The 19,469-nt window shown below is 55.9% G+C and carries 13 protein-coding genes and 7 pseudogenes; 8 read left to right on the top strand and 12 right to left on the bottom strand.

Annotated features, from left to right (window positions below; all coding sequences use genetic code 11):
* A pseudogene (locus tag GM30_RS25580) lies at positions 1-5,244 on the top strand (Ig-like domain-containing protein); the annotation flags it as partial.
* 50 nt (positions 5,245-5,294) lie between these two features.
* On the opposite strand, the gene ompC reads toward GM30_RS25580, so the two are convergent.
* On the bottom strand, positions 5,295-6,464 hold the full coding sequence (gene ompC / locus GM30_RS12915) for a porin OmpC (protein ID WP_049848951.1): 1,170 nt from the start codon (positions 6,462-6,464) through the stop codon (positions 5,295-5,297).
* Between the two features lie 623 nt (positions 6,465-7,087).
* Between ompC and drpB the strand changes: the two genes are divergently transcribed.
* From drpB to GM30_RS12930, 3 genes and pseudogenes are all read left to right on the top strand, one after another.
* On the top strand, positions 7,088-7,357 hold the full coding sequence (gene drpB, locus GM30_RS12920) for a cell division protein DrpB (protein WP_049848952.1): 270 nt from the start codon (positions 7,088-7,090) through the stop codon (positions 7,355-7,357).
* A 97-nt stretch (positions 7,358-7,454) separates the two neighbouring features.
* Positions 7,455-8,901 (top strand): annotated as a pseudogene (locus GM30_RS12925) (DNA cytosine methyltransferase).
* Positions 8,882-9,361: a very short patch repair endonuclease gene (locus tag GM30_RS12930; RefSeq protein WP_049848953.1), complete on the top strand. Its 480-nt coding sequence runs from the start codon at positions 8,882-8,884 to the stop codon at positions 9,359-9,361. Before GM30_RS12925 ends, GM30_RS12930 begins: the two are co-directional and overlap by 20 nt.
* Here GM30_RS12930 and yedA read toward each other — a convergent pair.
* On the bottom strand, positions 9,336-10,247 hold the full coding sequence (gene yedA / locus GM30_RS12935; RefSeq protein ID WP_049848954.1) for a drug/metabolite exporter YedA: 912 nt from the start codon (positions 10,245-10,247) through the stop codon (positions 9,336-9,338). The genes GM30_RS12930 and yedA overlap by 26 nt on opposite strands.
* A gap of 177 nt (positions 10,248-10,424) precedes the next feature.
* Here yedA and GM30_RS12940 point away from each other — a divergent pair, with 177 nt between their 5' ends.
* The 3 genes and pseudogenes from GM30_RS12940 to dgcQ all read left to right on the top strand — a co-directional run bounded on the left by GM30_RS12940 (position 10,425) and on the right by dgcQ (position 13,326).
* Entirely contained in the window at positions 10,425-11,333 is a 909-nt protein-coding gene (locus tag GM30_RS12940; protein WP_049848955.1) for a DUF808 family protein, read from the top strand.
* A gap of 77 nt (positions 11,334-11,410) precedes the next feature.
* Positions 11,411-11,590, top strand: coding sequence for a YodC family protein (locus GM30_RS12945; protein ID WP_049848956.1), 180 nt, complete (start codon positions 11,411-11,413; stop codon positions 11,588-11,590).
* Between the two features lie 80 nt (positions 11,591-11,670).
* Positions 11,671-13,326 (top strand): annotated as a pseudogene (dgcQ, locus tag GM30_RS12950) (cellulose biosynthesis regulator diguanylate cyclase DgcQ).
* Positions 13,327-13,635: 309 nt separating this feature from the next.
* Here the strand turns inward: dgcQ and yodD are convergent.
* Complete coding sequence (gene yodD / locus GM30_RS12955; protein WP_049848957.1) at positions 13,636-13,863, bottom strand: YodD family peroxide/acid resistance protein; 228 nt, start codon at positions 13,861-13,863, stop codon at positions 13,636-13,638.
* Positions 13,864-13,995: 132 nt separating this feature from the next.
* Here yodD and dsrB point away from each other — a divergent pair, with 132 nt between their 5' ends.
* A complete protein-coding gene (gene dsrB / locus GM30_RS12960; RefSeq protein WP_049848958.1) occupies positions 13,996-14,184 on the top strand; it encodes a protein DsrB in 189 nt (62 codons plus the stop codon).
* Positions 14,185-14,227: 43 nt separating this feature from the next.
* Here dsrB and rcsA read toward each other — a convergent pair.
* The 9 genes and pseudogenes from rcsA to GM30_RS13005 all read right to left on the bottom strand — a co-directional run.
* A pseudogene (gene rcsA / locus GM30_RS12965) lies at positions 14,228-14,842 on the bottom strand (transcriptional regulator RcsA); the annotation flags it as partial.
* 274 nt (positions 14,843-15,116) lie between these two features.
* Positions 15,117-15,832 (bottom strand): annotated as a pseudogene (locus GM30_RS12970) (flagellar biosynthetic protein FliR).
* Positions 15,833-15,838: 6 nt separating this feature from the next.
* Positions 15,839-16,108: a flagellar biosynthesis protein FliQ gene (gene fliQ, locus GM30_RS12975; RefSeq protein ID WP_049848959.1), complete on the bottom strand. Its 270-nt coding sequence runs from the start codon at positions 16,106-16,108 to the stop codon at positions 15,839-15,841.
* An 11-nt stretch (positions 16,109-16,119) separates the two neighbouring features.
* A pseudogene (gene fliP, locus GM30_RS12980) lies at positions 16,120-16,796 on the bottom strand (flagellar type III secretion system pore protein FliP).
* On the bottom strand, positions 16,796-17,173 hold the full coding sequence (gene fliO, locus GM30_RS12985) for a flagellar biosynthetic protein FliO (protein ID WP_049848960.1): 378 nt from the start codon (positions 17,171-17,173) through the stop codon (positions 16,796-16,798). The pseudogene fliP and the gene fliO overlap by 1 nt, the downstream one beginning before the upstream one ends.
* 1 nt (position 17,174) lies before the next feature.
* The gene (fliN, locus tag GM30_RS12990) at positions 17,175-17,588 is read right to left on the bottom strand and encodes a flagellar motor switch protein FliN (RefSeq protein WP_049848961.1); all 414 of its coding nucleotides are present in this window, start codon (positions 17,586-17,588) and stop codon (positions 17,175-17,177) included.
* On the bottom strand, positions 17,585-18,589 hold the full coding sequence (gene fliM / locus GM30_RS12995; protein ID WP_049848962.1) for a flagellar motor switch protein FliM: 1,005 nt from the start codon (positions 18,587-18,589) through the stop codon (positions 17,585-17,587). The genes fliN and fliM overlap by 4 nt, the downstream gene beginning before the upstream one ends.
* A 4-nt stretch (positions 18,590-18,593) precedes the next feature.
* Positions 18,594-19,061: a flagellar basal body-associated protein FliL gene (fliL, locus tag GM30_RS13000; RefSeq protein ID WP_038153246.1), complete on the bottom strand. Its 468-nt coding sequence runs from the start codon at positions 19,059-19,061 to the stop codon at positions 18,594-18,596.
* A gap of 100 nt (positions 19,062-19,161) precedes the next feature.
* Positions 19,162-19,469 (bottom strand): annotated as a pseudogene (locus GM30_RS13005) (flagellar hook-length control protein FliK); the annotation flags it as partial.

Raw genomic sequence — 19,469 nt, forward strand, 5'->3', positions numbered from 1 at the left:
GTCCGGTACCACCACCCACGTGGAAACCGGGCAACGCGTGACGGTGACCTTTGGTGGGAAAACCTACACCGCCACTGTGGCCGCAGACGGTACGTGGAGCACCACCGTGCCCGCCGCCGATCTGGCGACCCTGAAAGAAGGCGAGGGCAACGTGCAGGCGAGCGTCGCCAACGTGAACGGCAACAGCGCCACCGCAAACCACACTTATGCGGTGGATACCTCCGCGCCGACCATCACTATCGACACCATCGCCACGGATAACGTCATCAGCAGCAGCGAAGCGGCGGCCGGGGGGGGGGGNACGGCGTATACGGCCGTGGTGCAGGCCAACGGCAACTGGAGCCTGACGCTGCCTGCCAGCAGCCTGACGTCACTGGCCGATAACAGCTATACGCTGCAGGCAACCGTCAGCGACAGCGCCGGAAACCCCGGCAGCGTGACGAAGAGCGTGACTGTCGATAACACGGTTCCGGCGATCATCTTTAATCCTGTCGCGGGTGACGACGTGATTAACAGCGTAGAGCACGGGCAGGCGCAGATCATCAGCGGGACGGCTACCGGCGCGGCGGTGGGCGACAGGATGGTCGTGACGATCGGCGGGCAGCAGTACACCACCACTGTAGATGGCAACGGTAACTGGAGCGTCGGCGTCCCGGCCAGCGTGATCGCGGCGTTGCAGGATGGCACGGTCACGATCAGCGCCACGCTCACCGACAATGCAGGTAACAGTGGAACGCAGACCCACGATGTGGTGGTAAATACCGCGTCGGTAGCGATCACCGTCAGCCCCATCAGCGGCGACGATCTGATCAATGCCGCCGAAGCTGGCAGCACACTGACCATCAGCGGCTCCAGCGCCCAGTTCCCGAACGGTACATCGGTGACGGTGCTCCTCAACGGTAAAGTTTACACCGCGACCATTGATACCGACGGTTCGTGGCGCGCCATCGTGCCTGCCGCCGATGTGGCGGCGCTGNCAGCGCGGGCAACAGCGCGGCGGCAACCCGTACGGTGAGTGTCGATACCACGGCACCCGTGCTGAGCATTGCCACACTCGCCGGAGACGACACGCTCAACGTGCAGGAGCAACAGCAGCCGCTGACGATACATGGCGCGACCAGCGCCGAAGCCGGGCAAACCGTCACGGTTAGCCTGGGCGGGAAATCGTATACCGCGATCGTCGCGGCAGACGGCTTGCACCCACTGTGACCATCGGCACGGTGGCGGGTGATGACGTGATCAACAGCAGCGAGCAGCAGGCCGGGCAGACCGTCACTGGCACCACCACGGCGGAACTGGGGCAGACGGTGACGGTCACCTTCAGCGGGCACAGCTATACCGCCACGGTCGGCAGCAACGGCAGCTGGGCGGTGTTTATTCCGGCGCGTGATTTCCTCGGCCTGAGCAATGGCAACTACACCATTACCGCGGCGGTTAACGATAAGGCGGGCAACCCGGGCAGTGGCAGGCCCAACGNGATATCGTCAACGCGGCAGAGCACAACACGCCGCTGGTGATCAGTGGCACGACAACCGGCGCGGTGGGGCAACAGGTCACCCTCACCCTGAACGGGAAAACCTACACCGCCACGGTACAGAGCGACGGTAGCTGGGCTTATACCCTCGGCAGCACCGATGTCGCGGCGCTGGTGGACGGCAATGCCTATGTGATTAACGCCCAGGTCAGCAATACCACCGGCAACAGCGCGAACGTCAACCATGCGATTACCGTGGATTTGACGGCACCAACGCCAGGCATCAGCATCACCGCTATTTCCACTGACAGCGGACCGGGCACCAGTGATTTCGTCACTAACGACAATACGCTGACCCTCAACGGCACGCTGACGGCGGCGCTCAGCACCAGTGAGCGGGCGCAAATCAGCCTGGATAACGGCGTGACCTGGCAGAACGTGACGGTGGTTGGCACCACCTGGAATTTCCAGGACGGGCGCACGCTGGCGGACGGGACGCACACCTACTACGTGCGGGTGGTGGATCAGGCGGGCAACGTCGGGCAGGTGGCGAGCCGTGATGTGACGGTGGACACTACCGCGCCAGACGCCAGCAAAACTATCGCCATAACCGGGATCAGCGACGATACCGGCGCAAGTAACAGCGACTACATCACCAGCGATACGTCACTGACGGTCAGAGGCACGCTGGGGGCGGTGCTGGCAGGTAATGAATTCGCCCAGATCAGCACCGACGGCGGGCTGACCTGGGTTAACGTGACGGTGGCGTCGAATGGCCTGAGCTGGAGCTATGTTGACGGTCGCACGCTGGCGGACGGCACGCAGGAGTATCGCGTGCGGGTGGTGGATCTGGCGGGTAACGTCGGTTCCACCGCCAGCCAGACGGTGCAGATTGATGCGCAGGCGCCGACCCGGACGCTCACTATCGACGCCATCAGCGATGACACCGGCACGAGCAACACCGATTTTATTACCAGTGATAGTTCACTCACTGTCAACGGCACGCTGGGTAGCGTGCTGGCGGCGGGGGNCGCTGTCTCAACGATTGCCTCCTATACCGACAACGCCGGAGACCGTCAGGGAACGTTTGGCAGCACGCTGGTCTCCGACGACCTCACGCCGGTACTGAACGGTGTGATCTCGGCGCCGCTGGCGAGCGGTGAGGTGGTTTATCTCTATCGCAACGGCAATTTGTTGGGTGCCGTGACGATGACCGGGGCGTTGAACTGGACCTACAGCGACAGCGGCCTGCTGAACGGTACCTGGACCTACACCGCGAAGGTGGTGGATCTGGCGGGTAATACCACGTCGTCGAGCGATTTCTTGCTGACGGTGAATACCGCCGTTCCCACTACGCTGGCGCTGGTAACCGGGCAGACCACGCGCGATACCACGCCGATCATTACCGGCACCGTTAATGCCACGCTGGTGGACGGGCAATACGTGGAAGTGAAGGTCAACGGCAAAACCTATACCTCGCAGACCGGCGGGGCGGTGGTGGTCGATCCGGCGCATAACACCTGGTATCTGCAAATACCCGACCCGGACACCCTGGCCGCGTCATCGACGGCCTATAGTGTCACCGCACAGGTGAAAAGCGCGGCGGGTAACGGCGGCACTATCAATAACGGGCAGGTAACGGTTAACACCGATATTGACTACACCCCGACATGGACAACCGGCAACAAAACCACCGCCAGCAACCTGAGCTATATGCTGGATACACACGGCATGTGGACGATTGTCGCCAACCAGCAGCTGTTGCAGTCCAGCGATCCGCTCACCTGGACCAAAACCGCGCTGACGCTCAATAACTCCGGCAACAACTACATCACCAGCGCCATGGCGGATTATGACCGCAACGGTACGCTGGATCTGGTCATCAGCCGTGATGATTATGGCGGCAATTATATTGACGGCTTTACCAACCGCGGCGACGGCACTTTTTCCAGTGCCTTCCAGATAGCGACAGGCACTTCACAATATTACGGTGCGACCGTGTTTTTTGACCGTGAAGGGGATGGCTATCTGGATTTCTGGACCGGTGACGCAGGCTATTATTTTTTTGGCGATCAGGCGGATTCCAGCACTTTTGTCTGGAACAACAACGGCACCTTTACGGCGGCCCCGATGACCTCCAACAACGCGGGGAGCGCGAAACCTGGCGATAAAGTCACCGGCTATTTCAGCATGATGGAAGGGTCGGGCGTTGACCTGAACAACGACGGGCGAATCGACCTTGCCCAACACACCACGAACCTCAACAATTTCTATACGCTCTCTACGCTGATTAATCAGGGCGATGGCACCTTTAACTGGGGGCAAAACAATACCGGCACCTTCATTGGCGGCGTCGGAACCGGGGGGTATCCCACCGCGGTATCCATGACCTGGGCTGATTTCAATGGCGACGGGTTTATGGATCTGTTCCTGCCTGCCACTTCCGGCAAGGCAGGCAATGGCTCGCTGTATCTCAACAACGGCAGCGGGACACTCAACACGCCGGTAAACGTCGGGGCCACCGGCACCACTTATAACGCCTACTACAGCCTGGCGACCGACTGGAACCACGACGGTATGATGGACATCCTTCGCGTCGCCCAGAGCGGTCAGTCTTATCTGTTCACCAATGTGGGTAACGGCAGCAACTGGACACAGTCGGCGATTGGCCCGTCGATGAGCGGCAACACCAGCGGCATTGCAGGCATGGATTATGACTGGGACGGTGCGGTGGACCTGCTGGTGACCAAACAGTCTGGCAGCGTCTTCCTGGTGCGCAACACGCAAAAAGTGGATTATGGCACCTCGCTGCATTTGCGGATTGTCGATCCCAACGGGATTAACGTCTATTACGGTAACACCATCAAACTGTTCAATGCGGCGGGGGNTCAACCCGCAGTCCGGGATGGGGGTGAACGATGCGTCGGCGATTGTTAATTTCTACGGCCTGAGCGCGAGCGAAACCTACACGGCCGTGCTGGTGAAAAGTACCGGCACTACCGACACCAGCATCAACCAGACGGTGAATGCCAGCTGGGGCGATCTGCACGCCACTGCGGCCACCAGCGCCTATGACCTGAGCGGCGAAGCCGGAAACGCGGTAAACAACGGTAAATTCGTGGGTACCGGCTATAACGATACTTTCTTTGCGACGGCGGGGACCGATACCTATGACGGTTCCGGCGGCTGGGTCTTTAATTCCGGCACCGGTACCTGGGTCGCCAATGGCGGAATGGATATCGTCGATTACCGGCTGGCGACGGCGGGCGTCACGGTGGATCTGAGCAGAACCACGGCGCAGAGTACCGGCTTTAATACCTCGACATTGACCAACATCGAAGGCATTACCGGCTCGAACTTTAATGATGTGATCACCGGCAACAGCGGTAACAACCAGCTGGACGGGCGGGGCGGCAACGATACGTTTAACATTGGCAACGGCGGCCACGATACACTGCTGTATAAGCTCATCACGGCCGCGAACGCGACCGGTGGCAACGGCAGCGATGTGGTTAACGGCTTTACGGTCGGCACCTGGGAAGGGACGGCTGATACTGATCGCATTGATATCCGTGAGCTGTTAACGGGCAGTGGCTATACCGGCAGGGGGTCCCCCCCCNNATGTGTCGCAGAGCGGCAGTAATACGGATATTCAGATCGATCGTGACGGCGCCAGCGCGAATTTCGCCATGACAACGTTAGTGACGCTGAATGGCGTTCAGACCGATCTGGCGACGCTGCTGGCCAATCATCAACTGGTGGTGGTGTGAATTCGGGGTAAAAAACAAAACCGGGGAAATCGCTTCCCCGGTTTTTTTCATCAGAACTGATAGACCACACCGACACCGACGACGTCATCGGTGGCGATGCCGTTGTCAGCATAGAAGGCGTCGTCTTCATCCAGCAGGTTGATTTTGTAATCCACGTAGGCGGTGAAGTTTTTGTTGAAGTTGTAGTAGGCACCCACTTCGACATAGTTCACCAGATCCTGGTCAACGTAGTCATAGCCATTACCGGTGTTGTAGTCGTTACCGCCGAGATCTTTCCCTTTCGAGTAAACCCACGCCAGTGACGGACGCAGACCGAAGTTGAACTGATACTGCGCAACTGCTTCAAAGTTCTGCGTTTTGTTGGCAATGCCGGTATCGCCGTACGGCGTCATGTTGCGGGTTTCGGCGTACATCATTGCCAGGTAGATGTCGTTGGCATCGTATTTCGCGCCAAAGGTCCAGACTTCCGCGGTTTCGCCACCCGCATATTTGCTGTAGCGGTTGAAGCTTTTCAGGCCAGACGCAACCTGATCATTAGTACGATCGGAAGCGGAGTATGCCGCACCCAGGCTCAGACCGAAGTCTGTATTGTAAGTCGTGGAGAGCGCATAACCGTCACCGTTCTCATAACGAACGTCTGAATCTGTACGGTTCTTGGTGCCTTCCTGATCTTCATTGGCGTTTGACCCTTCGTTATTGCCCTGATACTGCAGCGCGAAGTTCAGACCATCGACCAGACCGAAGAAGTCAGCGTTGCGGTAGGTGGCGACCCCGTTGGCGCGGCCAACCATGAAGTTATCGGTCCAGGTGTAGGAGTCACCGCCGAACACCGGCAGCATATCGGTCCAGCTTTCAATGTCGTAGACCGCACCGTAGTTACGGCCGTAGTCGAAAGAGCCGTATTCGCCGAATTTCAGACCAGCGAACGCCAGGCGGTTAAAGGAGGTGTCACCGGCACCTTCGGTGTCGTTCGCGTAGGTTTTGTACTCCCACTGGCCGTAGCCGGTCAGCTGGTCGGTAATCTGGGTTTCACCTTTAAAGCCGATCTGTACGTAAGTTTCGTCGCCGTCGTCGCCCGGGTTATCGGAAAACGTGTGGCGCGCATCCACTTTGCCGTACAGGTCAACTTTATTGCCGTCTTTATTATACATTTCAGCCGCATTTGCAGCGCCAGCCATTAATAAGGCAGGCACAATAATTGCCAGAACTTTTCTTTTCATTATAAATTCCCTTGAGATTATATTTGACGTGAATATTTGTAATGCCGTCATGGATTACAGGAGAAATACTAGCCATTTAGTTCAGTTTAATTTAAAAGAAAAATGTAATTAAATTATTTGTAATATTGCAAAATGTTTCTGTAAAACGCTTCATAAATATAACGAATGGTTTTATTGAGAAGTATTTATCTTATTGATTTTAAATGTATTTGTCGGGTGTATGAAAACGCAAAAATAATCGGTATTAATTATGATAGAAGGGGCGGGCAAAAAAATACCCAACGGGGGGGTTGGGTAAAGTAAACATCAGGAAGTTATAACGAGGGCAGTGTAAAAACAACTAAGGCTAATAACAGGTAAATGATGACATGTTCTGGCGATTAATAAAAGTTGGTAACCGGACAATTTAATTATTCGGGTTCGTTATTAATGGTGGGGAAATATACATTTAAAAAATTAAACGGCGATGTGAACGACAGTCGGCACATTTATCCATGATCAAAAGCCGAGTACGGCAGGCTATCCACTTTCTCATTACCCGCTATACTGTGATTACAGTCACATTAGCGGACTTTCAATAACGTAAAAAACAGCATCGACAGGACAGGAGGTGAAAACCCGATATGGAAGAAAGAGTGAAACGCGGCCCCGGCGGAAAGCTGGCATTATGGGTTTTTTATGCCTTTTGCGGCTATTTTGTCTGGGCGATGGCGCGCTATTTCTGGGTGATAAGCCAGGTGCAAATCGTGCCAGGCACGACAATTAACGGTGAACTGGGCTCAACTGCAGGCATCTGGTTAGGTGCGCTGATGGGCTTTATTGTGCTGGCTCTCGTCGGCGGCGTGCTCGGCTATATTGCCTGGGTGACCCGTCCGCCACAGATCGAAGAGTAACGTCACGCCCGGCGCGGCGGCCAGCCGCGCAGGAGGCACTCCGGCAGCGCATTTTTGTGATACTCTCTGTGCAACTTTGTCTTGTCCGGTTACGCCCATGCAGGAAAACATTTCGCTTAACGTCCTGACGTCGCCAACGGGTGATGTTAACGCTGTCGATCCCAACGCGCTGCTGACCCGGCTGCTGAGCATCTATGATGTCAAAACGCTGGTGGCGCAGCTTAATGCCATCGGGGAGCAGCACTGGAGCCCCGCAATCCTTAAACGTGTGGTGGAGATGGCCCGCGCGGACACGCGGCTGAGCGAAACAGAGTGCGCGCGGCTTTCCGCGTTGCTGCCCAAACCGCCGCAACACCATCCCCATTATGCGTTTCGCTTTGTCGATCTGTTTGCCGGTATCGGCGGGGGTTGCNNGCGGTATTCGCAATGGGTTTGAGGCCATCGGCGGGCAGTGCATTTTTACCAGCGAATGGAACAAGCATGCGGTTCGCACCTACAAAGCGAACTGGTATTGCGATCCCGACCAGCATCAGTTCAATGAAGATATTCGCGATGTCACGCTGAGCCATCGCCCGGACGTGACCGATGCCGCCGCCGCAGCGCATATCCGCGCTGTGATCCCCGAACATGATGTGCTGCTGGCCGGTTTTCCCTGTCAGCCGTTTTCGCTGGCGGGCGTTTCCAAGAAGAATGCCCTCGGGCGTGCCCACGGTTTTGCCTGCGACACGCAGGGGACGTTGTTTTTCGACGTGGTACGCATCATTGACGCCCGACGTCCGGCGATTTTCGTGCTGGAGAACGTCAAAAACCTCAAGAGCCACGATAAAGGCCAAACCTTCCGCATTATTATGCAGACGCTCGACGAACTGGGTTATGACGTGGCAGACGCCGCAGAAATGGGGCCGGACGATCCGAAAATTATCGACGGGCAGCATTTCTTGCCGCAACACCGTGAGCGCATCGTGCTGGTGGGTTTCCGTCGCGATTTAAACCTGCAGCAGGGCTTTACCCTGCGCGATATCCCCCGTTATTACCCGGCGCGTCGTCCAACGTTTGGCGAACTGCTCGAGCCGACGGTCGACGCTAAATTCATTCTGACCCCGGTGCTGTGGAAATACCTCTATCGCTATGCCAAAAAACATCAGGCGCGGGGGAATGGTTTTGGGTTTGGCATGGTCGACCCGACCAATCCGCACAGCGTGGCGCGAACCCTCTCGGCTCGCTATTACAAAGACGGTGCAGAGATTCTCGTCGATCGCGGCTGGGATAAACCGCTCGGCGAACAGCATTTTGACGATCCGCAAAACCAGCTGCGTCGCCCGCGCCGTCTGACGCCGCGCGAATGCGCCCGTCTGATGGGCTTCGAATCGCCGCAGGGCTATCAGTTCCGCATTCCGGTGTCGGACACCCAGGCCTACCGCCAGTTCGGTAATTCGGTGGTGGTTCCCGCTTTTGCGGCGGTAGCGAAACTGCTGGAGTCACGCATTTTGCAGGCCGTGGCGTTGCGTGAGAAAGAGGCAAAACGTGGCGGACGTTCACGATAAGGCCACCCGCAGCAAAAACATGCGCGCCATCGGTACGCGGGATACCGCTATCGAAAAACGCCTCGCGCTGCTGCTGCAATCCGCCGGGTTTGATTATACGGTGCAGGATGCCGCGCTGCCGGGGCGTCCTGATTTTGTGGTCGCAGCGTATCAGTGCGTCATTTTCACCCACGGCTGTTTCTGGCATCACCATGACTGCTACTTGTTTAAAGTGCCGGCCACGCGCACCGACTTCTGGCTGGAGAAAATCGGCAAAAATGTCACTCGCGACGAGCGCGATATGGCGTTGCTGATCGAACAGGGCTGGCGGGTGCTGGTGGTGTGGGAATGTGCGCTGCGGGGGCGGAAAAAACTCAGCGATGAGGCCTTAACGGCGCGGCTGGAGGAGTGGATCTGCGGTGGCAATACCGCCGCGCAGATCGACACTCAGGGCATTACTTCTTCGCTTCGCAGGGTGTGACTACCGGGGGAGCAGGTAACAGATATTTGCCCAGCGTCACCAGCAGCACGGCGAAAATAATCACCGCCAGCGCCAGCCACTCCACCTGAGAAAGATGCTCGCCGCCAAAGCCGGTACCAAGCAGAACGGCCACTACCGGGTTGACGTACGCGTAGCTGGTGGCAATCGCCGGCGAGACGTTGCGGATCAGGTACATATAGGCGGTAATGGCAATGATCGAGCCGAACAGCGACAGATAACCCACCGCCAGAAAGCCAGACATCGTGGGCATCACGGTCAGTTTTTCCCCGGTCAGCAACGACGCGCACATCAGTACAATGCCCGCCGCCAGCATTTCAATCGCGCCCGCCATCATCCCCACCGGCAGTTCGATGCGTGAACCGTACACCGAGCCGAATGCCCAACTGACGGAGCCAATCAGGATCAGGACTGCGCCCCACGGGTTGCCGCTCAGGTTGCCACCGCTGTTAAGCAGGACAATCCCTGCGAGCCCGATGGCGATACCCAGCCATTCCAGTTTACGGGTGGCAATGCCGAAAAAGCGGCTAAAGCAGAGGGTGAACAGCGGTACGGTGGCGACCATCACCGCGGCGATGCCCGACGGCACATGCTGATGCTCCGCCACTGTCACAAAACCATTCCCGACCGCCAGCAGCAGCACGCCAATCAGCGCGGCATTGAGCAGCGGACGACGCGCCGGGAGCTTATGCCCTGTCGCCAGCAGAAAACCTGACAGCAAAACACCGGCACAGAGAAAACGAACGCCCGCCATCATAAACGGCGGCCAGCTTTCGACGCCGATACTGATAGCAAAATAGGTGGATCCCCAGATGATATAGAGCGCAAAAAGCGCTCCTAAGAGCGGCAGTAACTGTCGGGCGCGCATACTTCCTCACGGCTAAATAGAAAGGTGGCTTATAGTAAACGTCAAAACGACCTGGCTGGCGAGTGCTTTAATTGTCATCGCTATGTTAAATTTTGTTGACAGCGCGGTAAGTAGGCAGGCGTTAAGTTTTACTTCATACTTTGATGTGGAAAAACCAAAAAACAAAGGAATACGATTTTGGCGGGTTCAAGTCTGTTAACACTTTTAGATGATATTGCGACGTTGCTGGATGATATCTCCATGATGGGGAAACTGGCGGCGAAGAAAACGGCAGGCGTACTGGGGGATGATCTGTCGCTCAATGCGCAGCAGGTCTCCGGCGTGCGTGCCAACCGTGAGCTGCCGGTGGTCTGGGGCGTCGCCAAAGGGTCGTTTGTCAATAAGGTGATCCTGGTGCCGCTGGCGTTGTTGATCAGCGCCTTTCTGCCCTGGGCCATCACGCCGTTGCTGATGATTGGTGGCGCGTTTCTCTGCTATGAAGGGGTGGAGAAGGTTGTGCATTCGTTCCACGCCCGCAAGCAAAATGATGAACAGGCGCGCCAGCAGCGGCTCGAAGCGTTGGCGAATCAGGATATGCGTCAGGTTGAGCGCGATAAAATCAAAGGGGCGATCCGCACCGATTTTATCCTCTCGGCGGAAATTGTGGCGATTACGCTCGGTATTGTCGCCGATGCGCCGCTGCTGAATCAGGTGCTGATTCTGTCCGGGATCGCCATTCTGGTGACCGTTGGTGTTTATGGCCTGGTGGGCGTGATCGTCAAACTGGATGACATGGGCTACTGGCTGGCGGAAAAATCCAGCATGCTGGCGCAAGCGCTCGGCAAAAGTTTGCTGTTTATCGCACCGTGGCTGATGAAGTCACTGTCCATTGTCGGCACGCTGGCGATGTTTCTGGTGGGCGGTGGGATTATTGTTCACGGGCTCGCGCCGCTGCATCACGCCATAGAACATTTCACCGCCGAACAGGCGAGCGCCGTGCAGTGGTTGCTGCCGACGCTGTTTAACCTCGTGCTGGGCTTTATTGTCGGCGCGGTGGTACTGACCGTGGTGAATGTGGTGAGCCGTTTACGCCCGGCGAAAGGGTAAAGATCGGTCAGTCATTATGCAAAACGGGCTGACTTCGTCTAAGGTGAAAAAGTTTCACCCTGATACAGGAGGCAGTGATGGTCTTTTTTGTCAGTGATGAAGTTAAGCCTAAAAGTGGCGGACCGCGTATGGTCGTAACCGGTTATTCCAGCGGAATGGTGGAATGTCGCTGGTATGATGGTTTCGGCGTAAAGCGGGAAGCGTTCCGTGAAGACGAACTGATGCCCGGCGACGGTCGGGGTCGGGACGAGGCGTAACAACAACGCCCGGCGTGGTTGCCGGGCGTTTTTATTGATTAATCTGACAGTGTCCTGGCGGGGGCAATCAGGGAGTATGTGTGCACAGTGAAACATCGGTGGACAGGCCGTCGTGGCTGAAGAGGCTCAGCCGCCGTAAAAACCCCGGACGCTGCTGACCTGGCGTGAGATTGTCGTGCTTGAAGATGCGTACATCTCAAGCCAACGCAACAATCTCGAAAACGTGGCGCATGAAATGGATGCGCGACTGCAGTTTAACGTCGATCGTCTGCTTTTCTTCCGTAACGGCGTCCAGTCCGCCATCAGCACCCCGCTGGCGTTTGAAGTGCTCGACAACGCGCGGGGCGAATTCGAGCAAAAACGCCAGGCACCGGCGTGGAATATCGCGCTTGATAAGCGCCGTACGCTACCGGTGTATGGTGTGTCAGACGACTTCGTGAATAAAACCTCCATTCTCACCCGTGAAAACACCCTGCTGGAAAATGAAATTACCGCCACGCTGGAGCTGGGGTATCTGCTGCGGCTGTCACACAGTACGCCGCGNNGAGCGCATGCTGTATGTCTCGCGCGGGGGCTTTTTTCTTTCCAGCGATCCGAAGCAGAATCCGCAAACCATCATCAGCACCTATTATGGCCTGGTGACCAGTCCGTGGTTCGCCATGCAGTCGCAGCGCAATAACCCGGGGCGCGGCATTCGCTGGAATACCCTTCAGGAAGCGGACAGCGCCGCGACCGAAGCGCAGAAAGTGACGGCTTCAGTGCCCATTGACGTCGACCAGTACTGGTTTGGTGTGCTGGCGATGGATTTCTCCGTCAGTGAGATGAAAAACTTCCTGCTGAGCGCGGTGGAAGGGGAAAGGGAGGGGGAATACCAGCTATACGACAGCCGCATGCGCCTGATAGCCACCTCGGCGGGAGCAGACGACTATCCGCTGCGCCTGACAGTGCGGGAAGAGGCGCAGCTGGCGAATGATTTCGGCTATGATAATCGCGGTGGAATACGGCTGGTGACCAGTTACATCAGTTGGGAAAAGCTGCGTAATTTCGACGGCGTGCTGCTGCGCATACACCGCCTGCATGAAGGCGTGCGCGGCGACTTCGGCACCATCACCATTGCGCTGGCGCTGGTGTGGATGCTGTTTACCGCGATGCTGCTCTTTTCCTGGTGGGTGATCCGCCGGATGGTCGCCAATATGGCGGGTCTGCAGGAGTCATTACAGTGGCGCGCCTGGTACGACGCGCTGACGCGGCTCTATAACCGCGGCGCACTGTTTGAGCGGGCGCTGGACGCGGTGCAGGAGTGTAAGCAGAAGCAATTGCCGATCTCCATCATTCAGATTGACCTCGACCATTTCAAACGCATTAACGACGAATACGGTCATCAGGCGGGTGACCGGGTGCTTTCCCATGCTGCCAGCCTCATCAGCAGTAAAATCCGCGATACTGATATTGCCGGGCGCGTGGGCGGTGAAGAGTTCTGCGTGGTGCTGCCGGGAGCCTCGCGGGAGACGGCGATGGAGATTGCCGAGCGCATTCGCAACCGCATCAACATGCGTGAGATTCTGGTGGGGAAAGGGGCGACGATGCGTATCAGCGCGTCGCTGGGCGTCAGCAGCAGCGATGAAAACGGTCACTATGATTTTGAATTGTTGCAGTCGGTGGCTGACCGTCGGTTGTACCAAGCAAAGCAGGAAGGACGTAATCGGGTCTGTGCCTCTGATACTAGTACGTTATAAGCGCGCTTCTTTTTAGCTTTGTTTGCTTTATGGTCTAAGAATAATCCTAAAAATTAGCGAGACGGCAAAATAAAACACCTGGAACCGATCCCTTTAACCCCAGACGGCGAGCGGGATGTCCCGATGAGCTGTGCAATACTTAGGCGTTTTCAAATATTTCCCTTAAGAATAATTCTTGTCTCACAAAATAATTGCGGATAATGTTTCCAACGCATCAGATTTCCTGGTGTAACGAATTTTCAAGTGCTTCTTGCAGTCGCAAGTTTTCATCCCGACCCTCACTGGCGTCGGGATTTTTTTCATCCCTGGCTAGCGATTGACCTCAGACACGCTGAAGTCATGCACATCCAGCTCAAATGCTTCCGCCAGTTCTCGCCAGGTGTGATACTCACGCCCGTCAACGCTGACGTGGTGTGGGTCGTCGGCACAACGGTGAACTTCGCTTTCACTGATCTCGTTAATCGCCGCCAGCGAGGCATCAACGTCAACGTTAACCTCGCGTTTGGCGGTCTCACTGTACTCTTTGGCGGTTTTCATCAGTTTACCTCTCAGCACATGCGGCTACCTCCGTAAGTATAGACGTCGATAAAATCATCACTCGCTTACGCAGGCGCTGCCAGCCACCCTGATTTGTTCTACACTGCACAAAAGCAATCAGGAGATACGTGTATGCAGGTGAATGACCGGGTTACGGTGAAGACGGATGGGGGTCCGCGACGTCCAGGCGTAGTGCTGGCGATTGAAACGTTCAGCGAAGGGACGATGTATCTGGTATCACTGGAAGATTATCCGTTAGGCATCTGGTTCTTTAATGAACTTGGTCATCCGGATGGCATTTTTGTTGAGAAGGTCGAGTAGGGTATCGGGGCATCTGACAAACGGCGGCGCCAGCCGCCAGTTTGTCAACGTAAATACCTGAAGTAACGTTATCCGTCAGACGAACAACATGATAGATAACCTGCTTATTATGCGTTTTTATTTTCTTTTTAATATTACCTTTATGTGATGATACGGTTTTTGCTTTAATATTCATCTGATCTGAAATCTGGATCGTACCCTGCCCGGACATCCACATTTTTAGCATACTGGATTCTGTGCGGCTTAATGATAACGTCGGAAGATTAATGTGCGTGACGCTATCTTCTTCTGTTTTCAGCAGATCGCCTAAAATATCATCCAATGATTCCGGTTTTATTGATTTAGAACTAATAAGCAAATTTTTCCGCACCAGTAAATACTCATCAAAATGAATATTCGCTATTGCCATGAATACAATAAACAGTGTCCTGGGATGTTGATTAATGATCTGCTTGATCAGCTGACTGCTTCCCGGGTCATGGATAAAGCAATCTTCATTAATGAACACGACAGACGGCTGACGTGCATCACAGACTTTGGCGAGTAAGTCGACGCTGTCGACATCGCAGATATCACGTTTTTTCACCCCCCGACTTGCCAGATACCCGGTCAATCCCAGCCGGGTGTAACTGCAAAGATCCATAATAATCGTTGACATGGCATACCCTCACTCAATGTGTAACGATAATTAACCCATCACCTTAACCACTGCCAGACGACCTGAAATTAAAAATGTAAAGAACAGGCGAAGGCAATCAGGCGACCTCAACTATCCCGTAAAGTGTCTTATAATTTGCCAGGAATCTTCTCAAAGTAAAGTAAATGTTATGTTCTGTGAACTGCTTAAAAACAAATAAGCCGCACCAGATATATCCTGGAAGATGTTTCTGAAATTCTTTTTTAAGATTTTCCTTAGAGTAACGATACAAATATCAGGGAGAATTCAATTTCGGTAATTCACTGATAATATCCGCAAGCAGGTCAAAAATCTCACTAAATAAGTGCTCGCAGAACGGAGCAATCAACGGCATCAGTGCCGACATTAACAAAATCCCGACGGTAAGGGTGATCGGAAAGCCGATCACGAACACCGACAGCTGAGGTGCCATTCGATTAAGCATGCCTAACGCAAAGTTAATGGTCAGCAGCAGCGTGATGATCGGCAGCGCCAGCATCAGGCCATTCAGGAAGATCAGCCCGCCGGCGCGGGAGAGTGCCATGAACGCGTTACTGTTAATGGGCTCGCCGCCGATGGGCAGGGTATGAAAGGNGCCAGTACCGGCATGTTCAGGTTGCTGCTCGGGTCAACGAAGGTGGCGAAGGACAGCCCCATCTGCAGGCCAATCACTTCCCCGGCGTAGCGCACGGCGGCAAAGGCAAACTGCATGGTGAACCCCAGCGCCACGCCAATCATCACCTGCTGCATCGCCAGCCACAGCGCGTTGGCGGAAAAAATCGTCACGTCCGTGGGCGGCAGCGTCGGAGCGATAATAAACGTGATGATGAAACCTAATCCCAGCTTTACGCGCTTTGGCACGGCTTTTTCACTGAGGATCGGGGCAGTAGAGATCAGCGCCAGCACACGCAGCATCGGCCAGAAGTAGAGACTAAGCCAGTGCAGCCACTGATCGCTGCTCACCTGCAACATGAGGGGTTATCCAATGATGTAAGGCAGGTTGCTGAATAGCGTACGCACATAGTCGATCAGCAGGTTCAGCATCCACGGCCCGGCAACGATAATGGCGATAAAGACCGCGATGATTTTGGGAATGAACGACAGCGTCATTTCGTTAATCTGCGTGGCGGCCTGCAAGATACTGATCAGCAGGCCGGTAATGAGCGCTACCAGCAGCAACGGCGCCGCCAGGGTCAGCGCCATTTTCATCGCTTCCGTGCCCATCATCATGACCGATTCGGGTGTCATTGCCGGGCTCCTTAACTGTAAAAACTCTGCGCCAGAGAACCAATCAGCAGTTGCCAGCCATCGACCAGCACAAACAGCATCAGCTTAAAGGGCAGGGCAATGGTGGCGGGCGGCACCATCATCATCCCGAGCGCCATCAGGACGCTGGCGATCACCAGATCGATAATCAGGAATGGAATGAAAATGGTGAAGCCAATCTGAAACGCGGTTTTCAGTTCGCTGGTGACGTAGGCGGGCAGCAGAATGCGCATCGGCACTGCTTCAGGCCCCTGCAGCGGCGCGGTATTCGACAGACGGGCGAACAGCGCCAGATCGGCCTCGCGGGTTTGACGCAGCATAAATTCGCGCAACGGCTGCGCGCCTTTATCCAGCGCCTGTTCCATGGAAATCTTGTTTTCACTGAACGGCTGGTACGCATCGACGTAAATTTTGTCGATCACCGGCGACATGATGAAAAAGGTCAGAAACAGCGCCAGCCCAAGCAGTACCTGGTTTGGCGGCGCGGAGGGTGTACCGAGTGCATTTCGCAGCAGGCCAAAAACGATGATGATGCGGGTAAAGCTGGTCATCATCAGCAGAATGGCGGGGGTAAAGGGCAGTGNNGGCTGACCAGCCCTGGTAACTGGGCGAAGGCGGCAGGGGACAACAACCACAGCGCCATCAGGGAAAGGCGTAATACACGGCGCATCAGGATCTCCCGGAACGCTTCATTATGTTCTTCATCATCGAGGAGAAATCGGGTGACGCCGTTTTCTGTTCTTCACTTTCTGCAGGTGCAGGCGGCAACGTATGCAGCAGGGTGACCTGGCTTGCGGTCACGCCGAGTACCAGGCGAGCATCATCAACATTCACAATCACTACGCGCTCGCGCGGACCAAGGGAGGTGCTGGCGCTGACTTTCAGGCCGCGGGATCCTGCCGGTTTCATGCCGCCGAAACCGACGCGTTTCACCAGCCAGGCGGCGGCAAGAATTAACAGGATAACACCCAGCAACGCGCCGCTGACCTGCATCAGCGGCGACGTGCTGTCAACGGTTGGCTGAGTGACGGTCGCCTGGGTTTTCATTTCAACGGCTCAGACGACGCATACGCTCAGACGGAGTAATGATGTCGGTAATACGCACGCCGTATTTATCGGCGACGACCACCACTTCACCCTGGGCAATCAGGTAGCCGTTAATCAGAATATCCAGCGGTTCGCCCGCCAGACCATCCAGCGAGACCACGGAACCCTGCGTCAGGCGCAACAGCTCTTTAATGGTCATCCGGGTGCGGCCCAGCTCCACGGTTAATTTAACCGGGATATCCATAATCAGGTCGATATCCTGCAAGGTGCCGCTGGCATCGCCGCCGCCCAGTTGCTGGAATACCGCGTCAGCGGCGCTTTTCCCCGTCGTGGTTTTCTGCTCGTTTAACGCCTCAGCCCACAGATCGTCCACTTCTCCGCTGTTTTCGTCGGACGGGTTATTAATATCACTCATTTGGGCTGTTCCTCATTCAGCGAATTCAGTATCGGGTTTATCAAATGCTCTACGCGTAACGCGTATTGACCGTTGAGCGTGCCGTAGTGGCTGGTCAACACCGGTACACCGTCGACATGGGCAATGATGCGATCGGGCTTATCAATGGGCAGCACGTCGCCGGGTTGGAGCTTCAGGATTTGCGACAACCGCATGGAGATGTCAGCAAAGTTAGCGACCAGTTCCAGCTCGGAATGCTGCACCTGGCGCACCAGATTTTCACGCCAGTTCTGGTCTTCACTGCGGGAGTTTTCCAGCGGTGGGTTGACCAGCACTTCGCGCAGCGGCTCGATCATGCTGAACGGCAGACAGATGTTGAACTCCCCGGTCAGGTTGCCGATTTCGACATGGAACGGCGTGTTGACCACGATGTCGTTCGGGGAGGTGGTGATATTGGTAAATTTCACCTGCATTTCGGAACGCACATATTCCACATCGAGCGGGTTAATGGCTTTCCATGCGTCACTGTACGCTTCCAGCGCCAGTTTCAGCATACGGTTGATGACCCGTTGTTCGGTATGGGTAAACTCGCGGCCTTCCACTTTCGTCGGGAAACGACCGTCGCCGCCAAACAGGTTATCGACCGCAATGAACACCAGGCTCGGTGAAAACACAAACAGCCCGGTGCCGCGTAGCGGCTTCAGGTGGATCAGGTTCAGGTTGGTCGGCACCGGCAGGTTACGGGCAAACTCGTGGTAAGGCTGAATACGAATGGCCCCGACGGTAATATCCGGGCTACGGCGCAGCAGGTTGAACAGCCCCATACGGAACTGACGGGCAAAACGCTCGTTAATAATTTCCAGCGCCTGCAGGCGCTCACGCACCACGCGACGCTGGGTATTCGGATCGTAAGGACGAATATCGGTATCGCCCAGATGGCCCGCTTGCGGCTCATCGGATTGATCGCTGTCGCCGTTCAGCAGCGCGTCGATTTCGGCCTGAGAAAGAATGCTATCGCCCATGTGATTACCGCAGAATGAATGCTGTGTACAGAACGTCAGTCACTTCCTGCTTGGGTTGACCCGCAACCAGCGGCTGAGACAGTGTGCTCTTAATCGCCTCGACCAGCTTCTGCTTGCCGACGTCGGTGGCAAGTTCGTTGGCGTTCTGGCGTGAGAAGAGCAGCAACAGGCGGCTGCGTACTTCTGGCAAATATTCGCTAAGGCGCAAGCGGGTCGCTTCGTCGCCAAGACGCAGCGTGATACCGACGTACAGAACGCGGTCAGCATCCCCCAGGTTTACCGTAAAGGTATCGAGAGCATAGAACACCGGCGCCGGTGGCGGCGGTGGTTGGTTAGCGGCTACCGGGGTAGGTTGCTGCTGCATACGCCAGTAACTATAGCCCGCGGTAGCGCAGGCGGCGAGCGTCACCAGCACCAGCAGCGGGACCCAGATTGAGCGCTTACGTTTTTTACTGAGAGCAGAGTCTGTCATCTGTTACGGTCATCCTGTTTACAGCTTATCGGTTGATTATCCCGTCTCGCGCGTCGGTCAAAGCGCGGAAAAGACGGGAATAATCACGCTACCTCTGGCGTTAGGCGAAGATGTCGACAGCGCCGTTGCCCCGCGAGAGGGATTGCAGACTGGCGGGCACAAGGACAGCCTCGTCGTTCTCTGCCTGCAGCCCGCCGCTNCAGCACCGGCAGCGCAGCTTCCAGCGCGGCGCGAACGTGACTGTGTGGCGACACCATCTGCAACTGCGCCTGGTTATCGTCCATCTTCAGCGTGATATGTACCTGACCCAACTCTTCCGGGTGCAGCCGCAGTTCGGCGGTCTGCTGACCCTGACGGGTAAACATCGTGATGTGCTGGCTCACCGACTGCTGCCAGTCCGGGCTGCCG

It is taken from the genome of Trabulsiella odontotermitis, assembly GCF_001188485.1.
Classification (GTDB): Bacteria; Pseudomonadota; Gammaproteobacteria; order Enterobacterales; family Enterobacteriaceae; genus Trabulsiella; species Trabulsiella odontotermitis_A.

Bases quoted from the DNA above. Each gene is read 5' to 3' on its own strand.
- ompC (WP_049848951.1), bottom strand. From the start codon at position 6,464: ATGAAAAGAAAAGTTCTGGCAATTATTGTGCCTGCCTTATTAATGGCT.
- drpB (WP_049848952.1), top strand. From the start codon at position 7,088: ATGGAAGAAAGAGTGAAACGCGGCCCCGGCGGAAAGCTGGCATTATGG.
- yedA (WP_049848954.1), bottom strand. From the start codon at position 10,247: ATGCGCGCCCGACAGTTACTGCCGCTCTTAGGAGCGCTTTTTGCGCTC.
- GM30_RS12945 (WP_049848956.1), top strand. From the start codon at position 11,411: ATGGTCTTTTTTGTCAGTGATGAAGTTAAGCCTAAAAGTGGCGGACCG.
- yodD (WP_049848957.1), bottom strand. From the start codon at position 13,863: ATGAAAACCGCCAAAGAGTACAGTGAGACCGCCAAACGCGAGGTTAAC.
- dsrB (WP_049848958.1), top strand. From the start codon at position 13,996: ATGCAGGTGAATGACCGGGTTACGGTGAAGACGGATGGGGGTCCGCGA.
- fliQ (WP_049848959.1), bottom strand. From the start codon at position 16,108: ATGACACCCGAATCGGTCATGATGATGGGCACGGAAGCGATGAAAATG.
- fliO (WP_049848960.1), bottom strand. From the start codon at position 17,173: ATGAAAACCCAGGCGACCGTCACTCAGCCAACCGTTGACAGCACGTCG.
- fliN (WP_049848961.1), bottom strand. From the start codon at position 17,588: ATGAGTGATATTAATAACCCGTCCGACGAAAACAGCGGAGAAGTGGAC.
- fliM (WP_049848962.1), bottom strand. From the start codon at position 18,589: ATGGGCGATAGCATTCTTTCTCAGGCCGAAATCGACGCGCTGCTGAAC.
- fliL (WP_038153246.1), bottom strand. From the start codon at position 19,061: ATGACAGACTCTGCTCTCAGTAAAAAACGTAAGCGCTCAATCTGGGTC.